Annotated in this window: 16 protein-coding genes; 6 read left to right on the plus strand and 10 right to left on the minus strand. The window is 50.9% G+C overall.

Going from position 1 to position 19882, the window contains the following annotated elements:
- Positions 1–65 precede the first annotated feature (65 nt).
- Positions 66–1478, plus strand: a complete 1413-nt coding sequence (gene pykF, locus AAZR23_RS06760) for a pyruvate kinase PykF (RefSeq protein WP_166708002.1) — start codon at positions 66–68, stop codon at positions 1476–1478.
- A 325-nt stretch (positions 1479–1803) separates the two neighbouring features.
- On the plus strand, positions 1804–2040 hold the full coding sequence (locus AAZR23_RS06765; RefSeq protein WP_004239093.1) for a major outer membrane lipoprotein: 237 nt from the start codon (positions 1804–1806) through the stop codon (positions 2038–2040).
- Between the two features lie 155 nt (positions 2041–2195).
- Here AAZR23_RS06765 and AAZR23_RS06770 read toward each other — a convergent pair whose 3' ends face one another.
- The 9 genes from AAZR23_RS06770 to ydiJ form a co-directional block, all read right to left on the minus strand.
- Positions 2196–3278, minus strand: coding sequence for a L,D-transpeptidase family protein (locus AAZR23_RS06770; protein WP_218426191.1), 1083 nt, complete (start codon positions 3276–3278; stop codon positions 2196–2198).
- 98 nt (positions 3279–3376) lie between these two features.
- On the minus strand, positions 3377–3796 hold the full coding sequence (gene sufE / locus AAZR23_RS06775; RefSeq protein ID WP_046893543.1) for a cysteine desulfuration protein SufE: 420 nt from the start codon (positions 3794–3796) through the stop codon (positions 3377–3379).
- 8 nt (positions 3797–3804) lie between these two features.
- A complete protein-coding gene (gene sufS / locus AAZR23_RS06780) occupies positions 3805–5043 on the minus strand; it encodes a cysteine desulfurase SufS (protein WP_052927530.1) in 1239 nt (412 codons plus the stop codon).
- Positions 5040–6347: a Fe-S cluster assembly protein SufD gene (sufD, locus tag AAZR23_RS06785; RefSeq protein WP_434691437.1), complete on the minus strand. Its 1308-nt coding sequence runs from the start codon at positions 6345–6347 to the stop codon at positions 5040–5042. Before sufD ends, sufS begins: the two co-directional genes overlap by 4 nt.
- Complete coding sequence (sufC, locus tag AAZR23_RS06790) at positions 6322–7068, minus strand: Fe-S cluster assembly ATPase SufC (protein WP_046893546.1); 747 nt, start codon at positions 7066–7068, stop codon at positions 6322–6324. Before sufC ends, sufD begins: the two co-directional genes overlap by 26 nt.
- Before the next feature lie 51 nt (positions 7069–7119).
- Positions 7120–8604 carry a Fe-S cluster assembly protein SufB gene (gene sufB, locus AAZR23_RS06795; protein ID WP_052927528.1) on the minus strand — a complete coding sequence of 495 codons (1485 nt, stop codon included), beginning with the start codon at positions 8602–8604 and terminating at the stop codon, positions 7120–7122.
- 15 nt (positions 8605–8619) lie between these two features.
- The gene (gene sufA / locus AAZR23_RS06800) at positions 8620–9000 is read right to left on the minus strand and encodes a Fe-S cluster assembly scaffold SufA (RefSeq protein WP_127376853.1); all 381 of its coding nucleotides are present in this window, start codon (positions 8998–9000) and stop codon (positions 8620–8622) included.
- A gap of 338 nt (positions 9001–9338) precedes the next feature.
- Positions 9339–9764 carry a hotdog fold thioesterase gene (locus AAZR23_RS06805; RefSeq protein WP_046893549.1) on the minus strand — a complete coding sequence of 142 codons (426 nt, stop codon included), beginning with the start codon at positions 9762–9764 and terminating at the stop codon, positions 9339–9341.
- Positions 9765–9799: 35 nt separating this feature from the next.
- On the minus strand, positions 9800–12868 hold the full coding sequence (gene ydiJ, locus AAZR23_RS06810; protein ID WP_434691440.1) for a D-2-hydroxyglutarate dehydrogenase YdiJ: 3069 nt from the start codon (positions 12866–12868) through the stop codon (positions 9800–9802).
- 209 nt (positions 12869–13077) lie between these two features.
- Here ydiJ and ydiK point away from each other — a divergent pair, with 209 nt between their 5' ends.
- Entirely contained in the window at positions 13078–14193 is a 1116-nt protein-coding gene (gene ydiK, locus AAZR23_RS06815) for an AI-2E family transporter YdiK (RefSeq protein WP_052927527.1), read from the plus strand.
- A 475-nt stretch (positions 14194–14668) separates the two neighbouring features.
- Here ydiK and ppsA read toward each other — a convergent pair whose 3' ends face one another.
- Positions 14669–17047 (minus strand): phosphoenolpyruvate synthase, encoded by a 2379-nt coding sequence (gene ppsA, locus AAZR23_RS06820; RefSeq protein WP_434691442.1) that lies wholly within the window; start codon positions 17045–17047, stop codon positions 14669–14671.
- Between the two features lie 218 nt (positions 17048–17265).
- On the opposite strand from ppsA, the gene ppsR reads away from it, so the two are divergent.
- The 3 genes from ppsR to hemP all read left to right on the plus strand — a co-directional run bounded on the left by ppsR (position 17266) and on the right by hemP (position 19876).
- Positions 17266–18129 carry a posphoenolpyruvate synthetase regulatory kinase/phosphorylase PpsR gene (gene ppsR, locus AAZR23_RS06825; RefSeq protein ID WP_046893552.1) on the plus strand — a complete coding sequence of 288 codons (864 nt, stop codon included), beginning with the start codon at positions 17266–17268 and terminating at the stop codon, positions 18127–18129.
- 146 nt (positions 18130–18275) lie between these two features.
- Complete coding sequence (locus AAZR23_RS06830) at positions 18276–19325, plus strand: 3-deoxy-7-phosphoheptulonate synthase (RefSeq protein WP_046893553.1); 1050 nt, start codon at positions 18276–18278, stop codon at positions 19323–19325.
- A 362-nt stretch (positions 19326–19687) separates the two neighbouring features.
- Positions 19688–19876: a hemin uptake protein HemP gene (hemP, locus tag AAZR23_RS06835; RefSeq protein ID WP_046893622.1), complete on the plus strand. Its 189-nt coding sequence runs from the start codon at positions 19688–19690 to the stop codon at positions 19874–19876.
- Positions 19877–19882 lie beyond the last annotated feature (6 nt).

The raw sequence follows: 19882 nt of genomic DNA on the forward strand, positions 1-19882 counted from the left end.
TACCGTATGGTGTGAAATCAGGCGATTGTTCACTATTTACTCTCAATAACTGTAGATGGGCTGTCATGAAAAAGACGAAAATTGTTTGTACTATCGGACCTAAAACCGAATCAGAAGAGAAACTCGAAGCACTGTTAGACGCAGGCATGAACGTTATGCGTCTGAACTTCTCCCACGGCGATTACGAAGAACATGGTCAGCGCATCAAAAATCTGCGTGCTGTCTGTGCACGTACCGGCAAGAAAGCAGCCATTTTACTGGATACCAAAGGCCCGGAAATCCGTACCATCAAACTGGAAGGCGGCAATGATGCTCCGCTGGTTGCGGGTCAGACCTTTACTTTCACCACAGATAAATCTGTCATTGGTAACACTGAGCGTGTTGCTGTCACCTACGCGGGTTTCGCGCAGGATCTGAAACCGGGCAATATCGTTCTGGTCGATGACGGCCTGATCGGCATGCGTGTGAAAGAAACCACCGCAACAGAAGTTATCTGTGAAGTTCTGAACAACGGTGACCTCGGTGAAAACAAAGGGGTTAACCTGCCGAATGTGTCTATCGGCCTGCCGGCCCTGGCAGAAAAAGATAAACAGGATCTGATTTTCGGTTGTCAGCAGAATGTTGATTTCGTTGCGGCTTCCTTTATCCGTAAACGTTCCGATGTTGACGAAATCCGTGCTCACCTGAAAGCCAACGGCGGCGAACATATCCAGATCATCTCCAAGATTGAAAACCAGGAAGGGATGAACAACTTCGATGAAATCCTCGAAGCTTCCGACGGTATCATGGTTGCCCGTGGTGACCTGGGTGTTGAAATCCCGGTTGAAGAAGTGATTTTCGCGCAGAAACTGATGATCGAAAAATGTAATACCGCCCGCAAAGTGGTCATTACCGCAACACAAATGCTCGATTCCATGATCAAAAATCCGCGCCCTACCCGTGCGGAAGCCGGTGACGTTGCCAACGCCATCCTCGACGGTACCGATGCGGTCATGCTGTCCGGCGAAAGTGCGAAAGGAAAATATCCGGTTGAAGCCGTCAGTATCATGGCTACCATCTGCGAACGTACTGATCGTGTGATGCACAGCCGTCTCGGCGATTTACCGGCCGGTAAAAAGCTGCGTGTTACTGAAGCAGTCTGCCGCGGCGCGGTGGAAATGTCAGAAAACCTGGATGCTCCGCTGATCGTTGTGGCAACCGCAGGCGGTAAATCCGCGAAGTCTGTCCGCAAATACTTCCCGAAAGCCCCTATTCTGGCACTGACCACCAACGAAACCACTGCCCGCCAGTTACTGCTGGTAAAAGGCGTGACCACCAAACTGGTCAGCGAAATCTTATCAACCGATGATTTCTACCGTATCGGCCGTGAAGCCGCGCTGGAAAGCGGTCTGGCCACCAACGGTGAGATTGTGGTAATGGTATCCGGCGCATTGGTTCCGAGCGGCACCACCAATACCTCATCGGTACAATTACTGTAATATTTTTCAGCATTATCTGAATTAATAAGAGCACCCGCTGCACGGGTGCTTTTTTTATTCTAAACTGTAAGAGAACATGAAATGAAGCAACCGGCCGCAGAATAATTGCCGCTTTCTGAATACGGGATGATACCGCGCTGTCTTATCAGGCCCTGTATCAGATTATTTGGTTGAGAATTACGCAATTGCCGTTTTTTTTTGATTTATTTTGCGGTTTCAGGAAAATTATCTTTGTAAACGCTGAATTTCTATTCTCTTTCCCTATTGAAATGTGTAATATCATTACTGCTACTTGGTGATTAACTTTAATCTAGAGGGTATTAAAATGGGTCGTTCTAAGATTGTATTAGGTGCTGTAGTTTTAGCTTCTGCATTATTAGCAGGTTGTTCTTCTAACGCTAAATTTGACCAACTGGACAACGACGTTAAGACGCTGAATGCCAAAGTTGATCAACTGAGCAACGATGTTAACGCCATCCGTGCTGATGTTCAGCAGGCTAAAGACGAAGCAGCACGCGCTAACCAGCGCTTAGACAACCAGGTTCGTTCTTACAAAAAATAATTTGTAATCACTGCCTGAAGAACAGATGGCGTAGCATAAATTATGCTACGCCATTTTTTATGTCTGTCATTTATGCTCATATACAAATGACAGACATAAAAAAACCGCCTCACAAACGGAAGCGGTTTTATCTGTCACAGAGATATCACGGGTGATTACTCCGCGCTTTTTTCCTCACTGACAATCGGACCCGGCTGGGTTAACTGACCCGGCGCAAAATCAGCCGGTTGCAGGTTCAGTGCTTTCACTTCCGCTTCTTCGTCCATTTCCACCGGTGCAAAGTTGGTTTTCTCTGCCGGTACCGCTTCCTGCTTATACTGCGCATCACGGCTGACATTGACCGGCATACCGGAACGACGTGCAATCGCCTGCTCAACAATGGCACTGTTGGTGTCCGGAGACTGGATAAAGCTGGTCAGTCCGGCTGAACGGGTAATCGGCATGGTCTGCGGATCGTCGTTCTTATTACGGGAGAGCGGCTGATGCACTTCCACATAACGCTGGCCATCCGGCTCAACAGTATATTTCACCGGCTCATTAACGATCTGAACCCGGGTCCCTTTCGGAATGGTTTTAAACAGCGCTTCAATATCATCCGGACGCAGGCGGATACAGCCGGAGCTGACACGCATACCGATACCAAAGTCCGCGTTAGTACCGTGGATCAGGTATTCACCGCGACCATGCGCCAGACGCAGTGCAAACAGCCCCATCGGGTTTTCCGGCCCTGCAGGAACAACTGCCGGTAAGGTGATCCCCTGTGCGGCATAAGCTTTGCGGATATTCGTGGTCGGCGTCCAGGTCGGATCTTTGATCAACTGGGAAACTGAGGTGGTCATGATCGGTGTATCACGCCCCAGCTGGCCGATACCAATCGGATAGACCCGCACGGTGTTAGTGCCTTTCGGATAATAGAACAGGCGCAGTTCCGCCAGGTTAATCACAATGCCCTGATGCGGCGTATCCGGCAGGATCAGCTGTGACGGGATAATCAGTTCACTGCCCGGCTTCGGCAGATACGGATCTGTCCCCGGGTTGGCTTCCAGCATCGCCAGCAGGCCGATACCGTATTCTGCCGCAATCGCTTCCAGCGAGCGTCCGTCATCCGGAACAACATAGGTGACGTTTTCGCCGATGACCCGGCTCTTATCCGCAGGGAGTTGATATTCAGTTGCCCGGGCTGTCAGCGCAGTTACCGCTAACAACAGCCCGCCCAGCAACGGGAGAATTCGTTTCATTCCAGATCCTCAGCTGATGGTATAAAAAAATACGTGGCCGTCTGCCGGCCACGCCAGGTAATATATTATTAGCAGAGTAAGTAAAAGGGAACGATGTTTTATCTCATTTGCTGCGTGTTTTGTATGATTGTTCTGACCATGGCGTTCAGTCCCTGAGTACGGGAGGGGGTCAGATGGACAGAAAGTGCCAGTTCCGAGAAGATGTGTGCGATATCCAGTTCACGGATTTCAGCCGGTAATTTTCCCTGATACAGCGCGATAACCAGCGCCACCAGGCCCTTAACGATAGCAGCGTCGCTGTCACCGGCGAACCAGACGCGCCCTTCCTCATCCTGCTGCATGATGATCCAGACCTGACTCTGACAGCCCGATATTTTATACTGCGGTTGCCGTTGTGCTTCTGTCAGTGCCGGTAACTTTTCTCCCAGCTCAATCAGATACAGATAACGTTCTTCCCAGTCATGGCAACGGGAGAAGTTGCGCAGTAATTTTGCCTGATCCGGCAACGAAATTTTCATCAGAATCCTTAACCCAGCAGTTTTGCGGTACGTTTCAGTGCGTCCGTCAGTATATCAATGTCTGCTTCGGTGGTGTAGAGCGCCAGTGAAGCACGGCACATGGCGCTGACACCATAGTGTGCCAGCAGCGGTTGTGCGCAGTGATGCCCTGTGCGGACAGCCACACCGTAACGATCCAGAAACGCACCGGTATCAAAGGCATGATGCTTACCGAGGTTAAAGGCGATCACCCCTTCCCGCTGTGCATTACCATACAGAATAATACCGGGAACCTCTGCCAGACGGGTCAGTGCATACTGCATGAGTGTGTGTTCATACGCGGCTATCTCCGCCATACCGGCAGCGTTCAGATAATCCAGCGCGGCCCCCAGGCCGATAATCCCCTGAATATTCGGCGTACCCGCTTCGAAACGCCACGGTACATCCGCATATGTAATGCCGTTTGTCAGGCTGACATCCGCGATCATCGCACCACCGCCTTCGCGCGGCGGCATCATATCCAGCAGGGATTTACGTCCCCACAAAATACCAATACCGGTCGGTCCGTACAGTTTATGGCCGGAGAAGGCATAAAAATCGCAATCCAGCGCCTGCACATCCACCGGCTGATGCATTGCGCCCTGGGCGCCGTCCACCAGCACCGCCAGTTCCCCCCCGGCGGCACGGCTCAGTTCCCGCGCCTGCGCAATAATCGCTTTCACCGGATTCACCGTACCAAGGACATTAGAGAGATGCGTAAAACTCAGCAGCCGGGTGCGGTTGTCGATCAGTTCCGGCAGTTTGCTCAGGATCAGAGTACCGTCATCCGCCATCGGCAACACGCGGATCTCAATCCCCGCACTTTCCGCCAGCATATACCAGGGCACAATATTGGCGTGATGCTCCATCTCCGTAATAATGATGTTGTCACCATCATTACAGAACGCACGGCCAAAGCTGTCCGCCACCAGATTGACAGCTTCTGTGGTACCTTTGACAAAGATAATTTCTTCCGTCTGCGGCGCGTTGATAAACGCCGCCGCTTTCTGACGCACCGCTTCCGTGGCGGCCGTTGCCTCTGCACTTAAGGTGTGAATGCCGCGGTGAACCGCGGCATAATGGTGAGCGGTAAAATCACTCACCGCATCAATCACCTGTTGTGGTTTCTGGGCACTGGCAGCGCTGTCAAGATAGACCAGCGGTTTACCGTTCACCTCCCCGGCCAGCACCGGGAAGTCGGCCCGTAATTGCTGCACAGGATAACTCATGGCTGTTTATCCCCCTGATCCAGCGACTGACGGATGCGTGCCATCACCACATCATTGAGAGACTCATCACTGACCGCATCGGTCAGTTCTGCCGCAAATGCGAGGATGATCATCTGCTTCGCGGCTTTTTCGGCGATCCCGCGGGTCCGCAGATAAAACAGCTGCTCCTCATCAATACGACCGACCGTCGCACCGTGGCTGCATTTCACATCATCCGCATAGATTTCCAGCTGCGGTTTGGTATCGATTTCCGCTTTCCGGCCCAGCAGCAGGTTATTGTTGGTCATCTGACCGTCGGTTTTCAGGGCATGCGGTGCCACTTTAATCATACCGTTAAATACTGCCCGGCTGTTGTCCATCACAATCGTTTTATGGCGCTGACGGCTTTCACAATACCCTTTGTTATGCTCCAGATACGTACGGGTATCAGCAATTTCGCCATGTTTCGGCAACACCAGACTGTTCATGGCCAGCACAATACCTTCGCCGTTAAGCTGCGTGCTGGTGTGATGCCGTGTCAGTTTGCCGCCGAGCAGAAAACTGGTGCTTTCGACACGGGCATGTGCAGCGATGACCAAATCATTATGGGCGAAATGGTACGCCTGCGGATTTTCAAATCCCAGTTTCAGGTGACGGAAATCACTGTTTTCACCAATAGCGGCAGTCATCCGTGCGCCGGTGAAATGCGCTGATTGCTCATCCGGGCTGATAAAGTGCTCAATCACAGACACTGACGCATTCGCACCGATATCCAGGTGATAACGGCTGTGATTCATATTCAGCACATCATTATGTGCCGTTGAGATATTGACGATATACAGGGGTTTTTCCGCCTGTGCACCCGCTTTTACGCGGATCATCAGCGGCGACTGCGCCAGACTTTCGGTCAGATGCAGGAAAATCTCCCCGTTAACCGGCTCAGGAAATTCACTGCGATTATCCGCCACCGTCAATTCAAATACACCTGTATCCGTATCACTCCACTGCGGCGCAAAAACGCCGTCCGCCAGCACGATGCGGTATGCATTCAGTGAGGTCAGCACCGCGTCCGGTAACGCATTCAGTGTGCCGGTCTGCTGCTGATAGTCAGCCGCCAGAAGCGCATCCAGAGAGGTATAGTGCCAGTCTTCCTGATGAAATGCCGGGAAGCCGGTTTTTTGTGCCTGCTGCCAGTGCAGTGCCGCATGTCCGGACAGCGGGCGCTGTGCGACAAGCTGTCCGATCCGGCTCATCGCGGCCAGATTGCGCTCACTGACCTCACGGCGTTTCAGCGCACGTTCACTGTTGGTCAATAAGCCAGCCATATCCCTGCTCCTCCAGTTTTTTCGCCAGTGAGAAATCACCGGATTTAATAATTTTGCCCTGATACAGCACGTGAACAAAATCCGGCTTTACATAATCCAGGATGCGCTGGTAGTGGGTAACAATAATAAAAGCGCGATCCGGACTGCGTAACTGGTTTACCCCGTTCGCCACGGTTTTCAGGGCATCGATATCCAGCCCGGAATCCGTTTCATCCAGAATGCAGAGTGACGGCTCAAGAGCGGCCATTTGCAGGATATCGTTACGTTTTTTCTCACCGCCGGAGAACCCGACGTTCACGGCACGCGTCAGCAGATCCTGCGGCATATTCAGCAGTTCAATTTTATCTTCGATAAAATCCGCGAAATCAAAGCGATCCAGCGCCTCTTCACCGCGGTATTCGCGCACCGCATTCACTGCGGTTTGCAGGAAAAACTGGTTGCTCACACCCGGAATTTCCACCGGATACTGAAAAGCAAGGAAAATCCCTTCACCGGCACGGTCTTCCGGTGCCAGATCCAGCAGGTCTTTACCTTTAAATGTGACTGATCCGCTGTCAATTTCATACTCTTCCCGGCCGGCCAGTGTGGCAGACAAGGTGCTTTTACCGGAACCGTTCGGCCCCATAATGGCGTGGATTTCCCCCGGTTTCACATCCAGTGATAACCCTTTGAGGATTTCGTTACCTTCCACGCTGACATGCAAATCTTTTACGCTTAACATAATGTACTACTCCGTCCTGCCGGTTATCCCGCAGGCGCTGATTCTGATGTATTAACCCACACTGTGTTCCAGGCTTATCGCCAGCAGTTTTTGCGCTTCAACGGCAAATTCCAGCGGCAATTCAGAGAACACATCTTTACAAAAACCATTAACAATCATTGAGATGGCATCATCTTCGCTGATCCCGCGCTGTAAGCAGTAAAACAGCTGATCTTCGCCGATACGCGAGGTGGTAGCCTCATGCTCCAGCTGCGCGCTGTTATTCATCACTTCCACATACGGGAACGTGTGTGCGCCGCACTCTGTACCGATAAGCATCGAGTCACACTGGGTAAAGTTACGGGCGTTTTCCGCTCCCGGCAGTACCTTCACCAGCCCGCGGTAGCTGTTCTGGCTTTTCCCGGCGGAAATCCCTTTCGAGATAATAGTGGATTTTGTATTACGGCCGATGTGGATCATCTTGGTACCGGTGTCCGCCTGCTGTGTGCCGTTGGTCAGAGCAACAGAGAAAAATTCGCCGACTGAATTATCGCCTTTGAGGATCACACTCGGGTATTTCCAGGTAATGGCCGAGCCGGTTTCAGACTGCGTCCACGACATTTTGGAATTTTCGCCCTCACACAGTGCCCGCTTAGTGACGAAGTTGAGTATCCCGCCTTCGGTATCACCACCGGAGAACCAGTTTTGGACGGTGGAATATTTGACTTCCGCATCTTTATGGATAATCACTTCCACAACAGCGGCATGCAGCTGGTAGGTATCACGTACCGGTGCGGAGCAGCCTTCGATATAACTGACGTAGCTGCCTTCATCGGCGATCAGAATCGTGCGTTCAAACTGGCCGGTTTTGGCGGCGTTGATACGGAAATAGGTGGATAATTCCATCGGGCACCGCACCCCTTTCGGGATATAAACAAATGTGCCGTCAGAAGCCACCGCCGCATTGAGCGCCGCAAAAAAGTTATCGTGGCTTGAAACCACGGTACCAAGGTATTTCTGCACCAGTTCCGGATAATCATGAATCGCTTCCCCGAACGAGCAGAAAATCACACCGTGTTTCTTCAGTTCATCACGGTAAGTGGTGGAAACGGAAACGGAGTCAAAAATCGCATCCACCGCCACCGCCTGTCCTTCACGGACCGGCACACCGAGTTTTTCAAATGCTTCTTCCACTTCACTGGTCAGGAAGCTGTCTGCCGGGCTTTGCACCGCCCCCGGCTGTGAACCGCAGGTATCGTCACACGCACCGCATGACGGCGCGGAATAATAGCTGTAATCCTGATAATCCAGCTGCGGATACTTCGCTTTCAGCCAGTGTGGTTCTTCCATACCAAGCCAGTGCTGAAAAGCCTCCAGCCGGAAATTGAGCATCCACTCCGGTTCATTTCGTTTGGCGGAAATGGCGCGGATCACATTTTCATTGATCCCTTTTGCCAGTTCATCCGTGGCGACGTTAGTGAAGAAGCCCTCTTTATAGCGCCCGTCATTCAGCCAGGTCTGAACGTCTTCACCAATCTCTGCATTGCTCTGAGACATAATATGGCTTCGCTCTTAAACCCCGAAGCTTTCACCACACCCGCAGGCATGCTGAGCTTTCGGATTATTGAATTTAAATATCTGATTCAGCCCTTCGCGGACAAAATCCACTTCCGTACCGTCAATAAACGGCATGGCTTTGCGCGGAACATACAGCCGGGCGCCATCGCGCTCAAACAGCATGTCGTCTGCATCCGCCTGATTAATCATTTCGAAAACATAACCAAACCCGGCACAACCGGACTGTTTGACACTCAGGCAAAGCCCGATACTGTCCGGGGTGTTATTCATCAGTGTCACAATCTGTTTTGCAGCGGCCGCTGTCAGCGTGATCCCTGTCCAGTCGTTATCATTCAGTGAAAAAGTTTCCACCGGGTTTGTGCTGTGTGTTGTCATTATTGACCTCATAAAATTCGACGGGAGCTCTCCGTAAACACCATGTTAATGATAATATTTCTCACTTCAACCACTTGCTTTGAAAGGATATTCCGATTATTGATTAAATAATAGACAAGCATATCAGACAAGCGTTATCATTTTTGAGCGGAAAGTGAATTAATTCATTGTTTGTAAAAGAGATTGTTTATCAATGATAAATGCTTATTACCGTACTGTTCAGTACATTGCTGATGGCACAAAAGGAATATTATAAATGCGACTTTTACAGAGAGAAGCCGGCGCAACGTGATTCCGGGTGAAATTCACACTGCACCGGCTGAAATGTTACTCAGATGTTAGTTTCCGGTTCCGCGCAGAATGGCGGTGGTCAGCCGGGAGATACAGCACAAACGCTGCTGCTCATCAAAAATCTCTATCGACCAGACCTGCTGATTACGCCCGAGGTGTACCGCCTTACAATAACCGGTAACAACACCACTGCGCACCGCACGGACATGATTAGCATTAATCTCAACACCGACTACCGTTTCATCCCCTTCACTGCACAGATAACCGGCTACCGAGCCGAGACTTTCCGCCAGTACCACTGATGCCCCGCCGTGCAGCAGGCCATGCGGCTGTTTGGTCCGGTCATCAACCGGCATCACGGCGATCAGCTGTTCCGGCTCCACCGCTGTAAAGACAATGCCCAGATGACTGAGCATATTCCCTTCCGAGATGCGATTCAGTTCTGCCGGTGTTGCAGGTCGTTTCCATATCATTAATAAGCTCTCCGCGTCGTGTTTTTATCCTGCTGTCAGGATACCAGTGTCAGCAGCGCCTGCAACGGGTGCAGCATGACTTTACCTTCCATCCGTTTCACCTGGCTGCGGCAGGAGTATCCGGTGGTCAGGCAGCGTTCTGACGGCAGTGACTGATACGGCTGAGCCCAGGAGAGCTGATAGATCCCCTTTGAGCACGCCAGATTCGGCATTTCATGGCCGTAGGTTCCCGCCATTCCGCAACAGCCGGTGCTGACGGATTGCAGTGACGCACCGAAACGGCTGAACAGATTCTGCCAGGTTTTCACGCTGTCCGGCAGCGCGGTGGACTCGGTACAGTGGCTGAACAGATACCAGGGGGGAGTATTCACACTGACATCATTCACCGGCAGAGAATCCGCATATTCTGCCAGTAATTCATGAACTAACATCACGCGGAACTGCTGTTTTTCCGGCGGCAGCACCGTTTTGTATTCATCGCGGTAGCAGAGCACCAGTGCCGGATCGACACCCGCCATCGGGCAGCCGAGCCGTGCCACTCTGTTAAGAAAATCGGCGGTTTTGTTTGCTGTCCGGGCAAACCGGGCGAGAAAACCTTTAATGTGCTGTGCTTTTCCGTTCGGGCTGAACGGCAGCAGCACCGGCTGAAAACCCAGTTTTTCCGTCAGCGCGGCAAAGTCAGCCACCACTTTTGCATCAAAGTAGCTGGTGAACGGATCCTGAACAATAAAGAGATAGCGCCCGGCACGCCGCTGCTCCTCACTCATGCTTTCCAGCATTTCCAGTGTGACAGAAACGGCTTTACTGCCTGCCAGTTGTTGTTTCAGTGACGGTGACGACAGCAGCGGTAAATCCGTCATACCCACTGTTTTTTCACTGAGTTTCTGCATCCACGGCTGTTTCAGGAAAAAGTTAAACACCTTCGGTGCTTTCGCCATCAGCGGTGCACCGGCTTCCACATTCGCCACCAGATGGTCACGCAGCGGGCGCAGATAGCGTCCGTGATACAACGCCAGAAAACGGGCGCGGAATTCCGGCACATCAATTTTGATCGGGCATTGTGTTGAACAGGCTTTACAGGCCAGACAACCGGACATCGATTCCTTCACTTCATGGGAAAAATCATATTCTCCGCGTGATGCCCGCCGGGTATTGCCGATTTTCTCAATCAAGCCACGCAGAGAGATCCGGCTCTGCGGTACTGCCTGTGATAATAATGCCGGGTCCGTACCCTGCTCCGCCAGCAACCGAAGCCATTCACGCACCAGCCCGGCACGGCCTTTCGGTGAGTGAAAACGGGATTGTGTCACTTTCATTGACGGACACATCGGGCTTTTGACATCAAAGTTAAAACACAGTCCGTTACCGTTGCAGTTCATCGCGCCGGAAAAAGTATTTCTGACCTCAACGGGGATCGTTCTGTCATACGTACCGCGCTTGACGGCATCCACCTGCATCATCGGTGCATCACTGGTTAAAGGCGCACAGATTTTGCCGGGATTGAGCCGGTTTTCCGGGTCAAATGCCCCTTTGATACGACGCAGTTCGCGGTACAGCGTGTCACCGAAAAAAGCCTCACTGTACTGTGCCCGGAACCCTTTGCCGTGCTCACCCCACAGTAAACCGCCGTATTTGGCAGTCAGCGCGACGATATCATCGGAAATCTGCTTCATCAGCATTTCCTGTTCCGGTGAGCACATATCCAGTGCCGGGCGCACATGCAATACGCCTGCATCCACATGACCAAACATACCGTATTCCAGATGATGGCTGTCCAGCAACGCACGAAATTCGGTGATGTAATCCGCCAGATGTTCCGGCGGCACACAGGTATCTTCGACAAACGGGATCGGTTTTGCCGCCCCTTTACTGTTACCGAGCAAACCCACCGCTTTCTTGCGCATTGCATAAATACGCTCAATACCACTCAGTTCACGGCAGACCTGATACCCAATCACACCCGCTTCATTATTTGCCATTAATGAATCCAGGCGTTCACACAGTGACGTAACCTGCCCGTCAATCAGCGCTTCATCATCACCGCAGAATTCAACAATATTTAATCCCGACAGCGTTTTATCCGGCACATCCGTAATCAGCTCACTGACGGAATGCCAGACGATATCTTCCCGCGCCAGATTCAGCACTTTTGAATCCACGGTTTCCACTGACAGCGCCTGAGCCGCCACCATAAACGGCGCATTGCGCAGCGCGGAATCAAATGCATCATATTTGACATTTACCAGGCGGCGTACTTTCGGGATCGGCGTGATATTGAGTTTTGCCTCAGTGATCACCGCCAGTGTGCCTTCCGAGCCGGTCAGGATACGCGTCAGATCAAAGGTCTGCATATCATCACTGAAGACATGGCGCAGGTCATAACCGGTCAGAAAACGGTTAAGCTTCGGAAAGCTGTCCAGAATGGTCTGCCGGTGGGTTTCGCAGCTTTCCAGCGTGGTGCGGTAAAGTCCCCCGGCTGCACTCTCCTCCTGCGCGCAGCGCCGTGCCTCACTGACCGGCAGCGGCGCGGTATCCAGCAGATCACCGTTGAGCAGTACCGAACGCAGCCCCAGCACATGGTCTGACGTTTTTCCGTACACCAGTGAGCCCTGGCCGGAAGCATCGGTGTTAATCATCCCCCCGAGGGTGGCCCGGTTGGAGGTGGATAACTCCGGCGCGAAAAAATAGCCGTAAGGTTTCAGATACGCATTGAGCTGATCTTTAATCACACCCGCTTCCACCCGCACCCAGCCCTGTTCCGGATTAATTTCCGGAATGCGGTTCATATAGCGGGATAAATCGATAACCACCCCGTTATTCAGCGACTGACCATTAGTGCCCGTACCGCCGCCGCGCGGGGTAAAAGTAACCGACCGGTATTCATCCTGTGCGGCAAGGCGCATCACCAGAATCACATCAGCAGTCGAACGCGGGAAAACGATTGCCTGAGGCAGAAGCTGATAAATACTGTTATCGGTAGCGAGTGTCAGGCGATCACCGTAGCGGGTGGTGGTATCACCGGTAAATCCGCTTTCATTGAGGGCGTGAATATAACGTTCAACCGCCGGGCTTACCTGAGGGGAGTGCGTTAATCGTGGGATCATTATCTGCGGCTCTTTTATCATAAATGGTCACATTGCAAATCTGACAATATAATTATGTGGTTAACTCTTCATTCTGATGCATGATTCATGAGAGAATATTCACCTTAACACACAATGTATTCATTTTGCGCCTGCAATAAAATAACGCAATATTTGCGCTCCTTTATCGGGAACAACCAGTTAATTCATTTACAAAGGGAAACTTATCCGTGGAAAAATCGCAACCGGGTTATGATTTACCTAAACTAATATTCGCCGTTGCAGCGATATCCATTCTCATTGCTGTTAGTTTCTGGGTATTAAGTCCGTTCCTTCCCGGCTTCATCTGGGCAGGTATGATAGTCATTGCCACCTGGCCGGTTTATACCGCTATCCGCCGCCGTGTCCGTAACAGCCGCTGGATAGCGGCATCCGTTATGGTCATGCTGATTATTCTGCTGTTTGTTTTTCCGCTGGCACTGCTGATTAACAGTATTGTCGAGAACAGTGAACCGCTGATGCGCTGGGTGAAATCTCCGGGGCAACTGACACTGCCGGAACTCTACTGGCTGGATTCCGTCCCGGTTATCGGGCCGAAACTGTTTGCCAGCTGGACAAGCCTGGTCGCCAGCGGCGGCAATGCCATGATGGCGAAAATCCAGCCCTATCTCGGACAGGGCGCGGCCTGGTTCCTGACACAGCTGCTGAGTGCAGGTAAGTTCCTGTTCCACCTGGCGATTATGCTGCTGTTCAGCGGCCTGCTCTACCTTCAGGGAGAAGAGGCTATGCGCGGTTTCCGCCATTTTGCCCTCCGGCTGGCCGGTATGCGCGGTGATGCCGCCGTACTGCTGGCTGCAATGTCTGTGCGGGCCGTCGCACTGGGCGTCGTGGTAACCGCATTAACCCAGGCTATCATCGGCGGACTGGGACTGGGGCTGGCCGGTGTGCCGTTTGCCGCCATCCTGACAGTCCTTATCTTTATCTGCTGTGTGGCGCAGCTCGGTCCGCTGCTGATTATGATCCCGTCCGTCATTTATCTGTTCTGGACCGGTGATACCACCTGGGCGGTGGTGATGATTGTCTGGTCGGGCATTGTTGCCACTATGGATGGCGTGCTTCGCCCTTATCTCATTAAAATGGGGGCCGATTTACCGATGATACTGATTCTGACCGGGGTTATCGGGGGGATGTTATCACTCGGCATGATCGGGCTCTTTATCGGCCCTGTCGTACTGGCCGTTTCCTATACCCTGTTGAAAGCATGGATGAATGATGTACCTAAGCCGTCGGACGATTTGACGGAGGTTCGTGCTTATATGGAAGAACAACTCTCGGAAAAAGAATAAGTTTTTAATCAAAGGTGCAGAAATGCACCTTTGATATATTTAATTAATTATTCAATTACTCTTCATAAATAACATTAATAATTTGAAATATTAATATACTTCAGTATGTCGTCACCCGACTTATTCCGCCTGCAGACAGAGGTTCTGAATATATTTCACTTATCTAACAAACAGTAAATATATATATTGAGACAATTCTTAATGCAGGCATATCTTAATTATTTTAATATATCAGCCATCAAGTAACGAATTAAAAGGTATTGTTATTCATTACAATGATACCTTCCGAATATAAATATTGCTGTGTGTAGTCTTTGCCTGTCAGCCCATGATAGGCTTTTTTTTTGCCTGTAATTCAGGATAGCTCATTTGGTTTTGTTTTGATTTGCCTTAAATGCGCTCAGACATTCTAACATTGAATGATAAAAAAAAAGCCCGAAACAATCCGGGCTTTTAATCATTTAAAATGATTGAATCAGCAATTTTCTGCTAATGAAATCCAGGTTTTCACTACAGTATCCGGATTAAGAGAAACACTGTCGATCCCCTGCTCCATCAGCCAGGCGGCAAAATCCTGATGGTCGGATGGCCCCTGACCACAGATTCCCACATATTTATTACGTGCTTTCGCCGCTTTGATAGCCATCGACAGCAGGGCTTTCACTGCGTCATTACGCTCATCAAACAGCGTGGACACCACACCGGAGTCACGATCCAGACCCAGTGTCAGCTGAGTCATATCGTTGGAACCGATAGAGAAGCCGTCGAAATACTCAAGGAACTGATCTGCCAGCAGGGCATTGGACGGAATTTCACACATCATAATCAGACGCAGGCCGTTTTCGCCGCGTTTCAGACCATGAACCGCCAGCTCATTAACCACAGCTTCTGCCTGTGCCACCGTACGGACAAACGGAATCATCACTTCGACATTCGTCAGATCCATGTCATTACGCACACGCTTCACCGCTTCACATTCCAGCGCGAAACAGTCACGGAAATCATCATGCACATAACGGCCGGCACCACGGAAGCCCAGCATCGGGTTTTCTTCATCCGGCTCGTAAATATCCCCGCCGACCAGGTTGGCATATTCGTTTGATTTAAAGTCAGACAGACGAACAATGACTTTCTTCGGATAGAAAGCTGCCGCAATCGTGGCAATCCCTTCAACCAGGCGACCGATGTAGAACTCGACCGGATCATCATAGCCCTGCATCATGTTGCGGATTTCAGCCTGCAATTCCGGAGTCTGCTGATCAAATTCCAGCAGTGCACGCGGGTGCACACCAATCATACGGTTGATGATAAATTCCAGACGCGCCAGACCGACACCCTCATGCGGCAGACAGGCAAAGTCAAATGCGCGGTCAGGGTTACCGACGTTCATCATGATTTTGGTGCCGACTTCCGGCATTGTGTCGATTTCGGAAGAGTGGATGTCAAAATCCAGTTTGCCGCCATACACATAACCGGTATCCCCTTCAGAACAGGAGACCGTCACTTCCTGGCCTTCTTTCAGAAGCTCGGTGGCATCACCACAGCCGACAACTGCCGGAATACCCAGCTCACGGGCAATAATTGCAGCGTGGCAGGTACGGCCGCCGCGGTTGGTCACAATCGCCGCCGCTTTCTTCATGATCGGTTCCCAGTCCGGGTCAGTCATATCAGTGACTAACACATCACCCGGCTGAATACGATCCATCTGGCTCAGATCATGAATAACTTTTACCGCACCGGCACCGATACGGTGACCGATTGCACGACCTTCGACCAGCACATTGCTCTGGCCGTTCAGCTGATAACGTTCCATCACCTGCTGATTGGAACGGACAGTTTCCGGACGCGCCTGTACGATATACAGCTTGCCGTTATTACCGTCTTTTGCCCACTCAATATCCATCGGACGACCGTAGTGTTTTTCAATGGTCACGGCCTGTTTTGCCAGTTCTTCCACTTCGCTGTCGGTCAGTGAGAAACGTTTGCATTTCTCCGCATCCACATCTTCAATACGTACCTGTTTGCCGTGGCTGGTGTCATCCGCATAAACCATCTGGATTTTCTTGGAACCCATAGTACGGCGGACAATGGCCGGACGGCCTTTTTCCAGGGTTGGTTTGTGAACATAAAACTCATCCGGGTTTACCGCACCCTGCACCACCATTTCACCCAGCCCGTAAGCGGATGTGATAAAGACAACCTGGTCAAAACCGGATTCTGTATCGATGGTGAACATCACACCGGACGATGCGAGGTCAGAACGCACCATGCGCTGAATACCGGCAGACAGTGCAACGCCGCGGTGGTCATAACCCTGATGCACACGATAGGAAATCGCGCGGTCATTAAATAATGAAGCAAATACGTGCTTGATAGCGACCATGATCGCATCAATGCCCTGCACGTTTAAGAAGGTTTCCTGCTGTCCCGCGAAGGAGGCATCCGGCATATCTTCAGCCGTTGCGGAAGAACGCACAGCAAAAGATGCGCCTTTCTCACCTTCGGACAGCTGTTCATACGCAAGGCGGATATCGTGCTCAAATTCAGCGGAGAACGGGGTATCGATTACCCATGCGCGGATCTGCGCACCTGCTTTCGCCAGCTGGTTGACATCGTCAATATCCGTTTTATCCAGCAGCTCATAAATGCGCTGGTTGACGCCACTTTGCTCAAGAAAGTCATTGAAGGCCTGTGCCGTGGTGGCAAAACCATTGGGAACAGACACGCCTAATCCGGAAAGATTGGTTATCATTTCGCCTAAAGACGCATTTTTACCACCGACACGGGGTACGTCATTCATACCTAATTGGTTATACCAAAGTACATTACACGGGGTTTGACCATTGTTGGACATTGCAAGCAATCCTTTTAACATTCAAAAGAAGGTAAAATCGGAAATACGGGCTCTGCTGAGCATCAGAAACAGATTATCACAATGTTTGTAAGAATATAGACAGGTGAATCGATCAACCCGATTACAATATTTTTTTATCCTTTATAATCATGTTTTAATTTATTTGTGCCGTTGCTCCGGATTATCGATTCAGCAAAAAACATAGGAAAATAAATAACATGTCTATCACAACCGGCTCATCTTCTGATACACAGAATAAAGAAACACGGAGTGTCTTCTTTATTTCTGACGGTACGGCAATTACGGCGGAAGTATTAGGTCATGCCGTATTGTCACAGTTCCCTATTGATATTATCGCTTACACCCTGCCTTTTGTGGCAACCGTGGAGCGTGCGCTGGAAATCAGACAAAAAATCGATACCATTTTTGAAACCACCGGGTTACGTCCGCTGGTGTTCTACTCCATTATCTGTCAGGACGTGCGTGAGGCTATCACCGGCAGTCAGGGTTGCTGCCAGGATATTGTGCAGACTCTGGTCGCCCCGATTCAGAAAGAGATTCAGATGGAGCCGCAGCCGATATTCAACCGGACCCACGGTTTATCCAAGCGTAATCTGAGCCAGTATGATGCCCGTATCGCCGCGATTGATTTCGCACTGGCGCATGATGACGGCGTTTCCCTGCGCAATATGGATCAGGCTCAGGTGATTCTGCTCGGCGTTTCCCGCTGCGGTAAAACCCCGACCAGTCTGTATCTGGCGATGCAGTTCGGTATCCAGGCCGCCAACTATCCGTTTACGGCGGATGATATGGATAATCTTCAGCTGCCCGCAGCCCTCAAACCGTATAATAAAAAGTTATTCGGTCTGACCATTGATCCCGAGCGCCTGGCCGCTATCCGGGAAGAACGCCGGGAGAACAGCCGCTACGCCTCAATCCGTCAGTGCCGGATGGAACTGGCAGAGGTCGAAGCACTCTACCGCAAACACAAAATCAGTTACCTCAATACCACTAACTATTCTGTCGAAGAGATATCAACAAAAATCATCGATTCTCTCGGATTAAACCGCCGCATGTTCTGACAGGCGGAAACGGTTAAGTGGATCATCTCACCCGGTGATCCGCTTTCTGCAATTGCATCTTGTAATCATCACGTTTTCGTTTATTGTGATCGGTATCACTGTGGTTTCACACAGCAACTGAACAAATTCAGAGACAGCATTAATCTATGGAAAAAACGGATGAACTGCGCACGCGGGCAATAGACAAACTGATTACCCCGTCTGCGCTGGCCGGTGAGTTTCCGGCCACAGAAGCAATAAACAAAAATGTGACAACGTCACGCAACCGAATTGAACGCATTTTAACCGGCGATGACCCGCGTCTGCTGGTGATTGTCGGCCCCTGCTCCGTGCATGATCCAATCGCCGCGCTGGATTACGCGCAGCGTCTGAGCGAACTGCTGCCTGCATACAGTTCACGCCTTGAAATCGTAATGCGTACCTATTTTGAAAAACCGCGTACGGTTGTCGGCTGGAAAGGCCTGATTTCAGACCCGCGTCTGGATAATTCCTGCCAGGTTAATGAAGGTATCCGCCTGGCACGGAAACTGCTGATCGACGTTAACGCACTGAATGTCCCGACAGCCACTGAGTTTCTCGATATGGTCACCGGGCAGTATATTGCGGATCTGATCAGCTGGGGGGCTATCGGCGCCCGTACCACGGAAAGCCAGATCCACCGCGAAATGGCCTCGGCGCTCTCCTGCCCGGTCGGCTTCAAAAACGGGACAGACGGCAATATCAAAATTGCCATTGATGCCATTCGTGCCGCACAGGCCGGTCATATGTTCCTGTCCCCGGATAAAGACGGACAAATGACGATTTACCAGACCAGAGGTAACCCGTTCGGGCATATTATTATGCGCGGCGGCAAAACACCGAACTATTCTGCCGGTGATATTGCACATGCCTGTGACCAGTTGCGCCAGTTTGATCTGCCGGAACATCTGATCATTGATTTCAGCCACGGCAATTGTCAGAAAATCCATCGCCGTCAGCTGGATGTTGCCCGTGATGTCGCACAGCAGATTAAAGACGGCTCCCGGGCTATCGCCGGTGTGATGGCCGAAAGCTTTATCCAGGAAGGCACTCAGAAACTGGTAAACCATAAAGCACCGGTTTACGGACAGTCGATTACTGATCCGTGCCTGAGCTGGTCTGACACCGTCACCATGCTGGATATTCTGGCTGATGCGGCAGATGCCCGCTTCTGTTAATCCGCTTCTTTTATTGTAAAACAGGATGCTCCCGCATCCTGTGAGATTGCTGACAACGCAGGATAAAACGTGGTTTTTCCTGCGTTGTGTTATCAGCCGAAAATCAATAAATTGATTTTCCTGGTTTATTTTTACAACCTCTGCCGGTCGTCGCCAATCCCTGCGGGTTTGTCAACGGCCTGACAGGATGCTTCCGCATCCTGTTTTATTCATCACCTGAAATTATCATTCCTGCCCCATATAGTTGAGATACAGCTCACTTTTTCTGTGTAAATTCCTCTGCCGGATAAAAATCACTTGAACAGGTTCCGCCACCTGCTGATAATAATTCGCGAATGATAATTGATATCAAATAGAATCATATGACTGAAAATAATAAACATTTTCCCTTACCCTCACTTGCCGGGTATAACAACACAGCAACAGATAAAATCACGGTTATCAGCAGTGAGGCACTCCTGGGACCGCAACAGCGCATTATCATCCGTCATCAGAATGAGGAATATCATCTGCGCCGCACAAAAAACGGAAAACTCATTCTGACCAAATAACATACA

Origin of the sequence: Morganella sp. Je.2.23, from assembly GCF_051129855.1 — a bacterium.
Taxonomy (GTDB): domain Bacteria; phylum Pseudomonadota; class Gammaproteobacteria; order Enterobacterales; family Enterobacteriaceae; genus Morganella; species Morganella sibonii.

Coding starts and splice junctions, on each gene's coding strand:
- pykF (WP_166708002.1), top strand. CDS start 66: ATGAAAAAGACGAAAATTGTTTGTACTATCGGACCTAAAACCGAATCA.
- AAZR23_RS06765 (WP_004239093.1), top strand. CDS start 1,804: ATGGGTCGTTCTAAGATTGTATTAGGTGCTGTAGTTTTAGCTTCTGCA.
- AAZR23_RS06770 (WP_218426191.1), bottom strand. CDS start 3,278: ATGAAACGAATTCTCCCGTTGCTGGGCGGGCTGTTGTTAGCGGTAACT.
- sufE (WP_046893543.1), bottom strand. CDS start 3,796: ATGAAAATTTCGTTGCCGGATCAGGCAAAATTACTGCGCAACTTCTCC.
- sufS (WP_052927530.1), bottom strand. CDS start 5,043: ATGAGTTATCCTGTGCAGCAATTACGGGCCGACTTCCCGGTGCTGGCC.
- sufD (WP_434691437.1), bottom strand. CDS start 6,347: ATGGCTGGCTTATTGACCAACAGTGAACGTGCGCTGAAACGCCGTGAG.
- sufC (WP_046893546.1), bottom strand. CDS start 7,068: ATGTTAAGCGTAAAAGATTTGCATGTCAGCGTGGAAGGTAACGAAATC.
- sufB (WP_052927528.1), bottom strand. CDS start 8,604: ATGTCTCAGAGCAATGCAGAGATTGGTGAAGACGTTCAGACCTGGCTG.
- sufA (WP_127376853.1), bottom strand. CDS start 9,000: ATGACAACACACAGCACAAACCCGGTGGAAACTTTTTCACTGAATGAT.
- AAZR23_RS06805 (WP_046893549.1), bottom strand. CDS start 9,764: ATGATATGGAAACGACCTGCAACACCGGCAGAACTGAATCGCATCTCG.
- ydiJ (WP_434691440.1), bottom strand. CDS start 12,868: ATGATCCCACGATTAACGCACTCCCCTCAGGTAAGCCCGGCGGTTGAA.
- ppsA (WP_434691442.1), bottom strand. CDS start 17,047: ATGTCCAACAATGGTCAAACCCCGTGTAATGTACTTTGGTATAACCAA.
- ppsR (WP_046893552.1), top strand. CDS start 17,266: ATGTCTATCACAACCGGCTCATCTTCTGATACACAGAATAAAGAAACA.
- AAZR23_RS06830 (WP_046893553.1), top strand. CDS start 18,276: ATGGAAAAAACGGATGAACTGCGCACGCGGGCAATAGACAAACTGATT.
- hemP (WP_046893622.1), top strand. CDS start 19,688: ATGACTGAAAATAATAAACATTTTCCCTTACCCTCACTTGCCGGGTAT.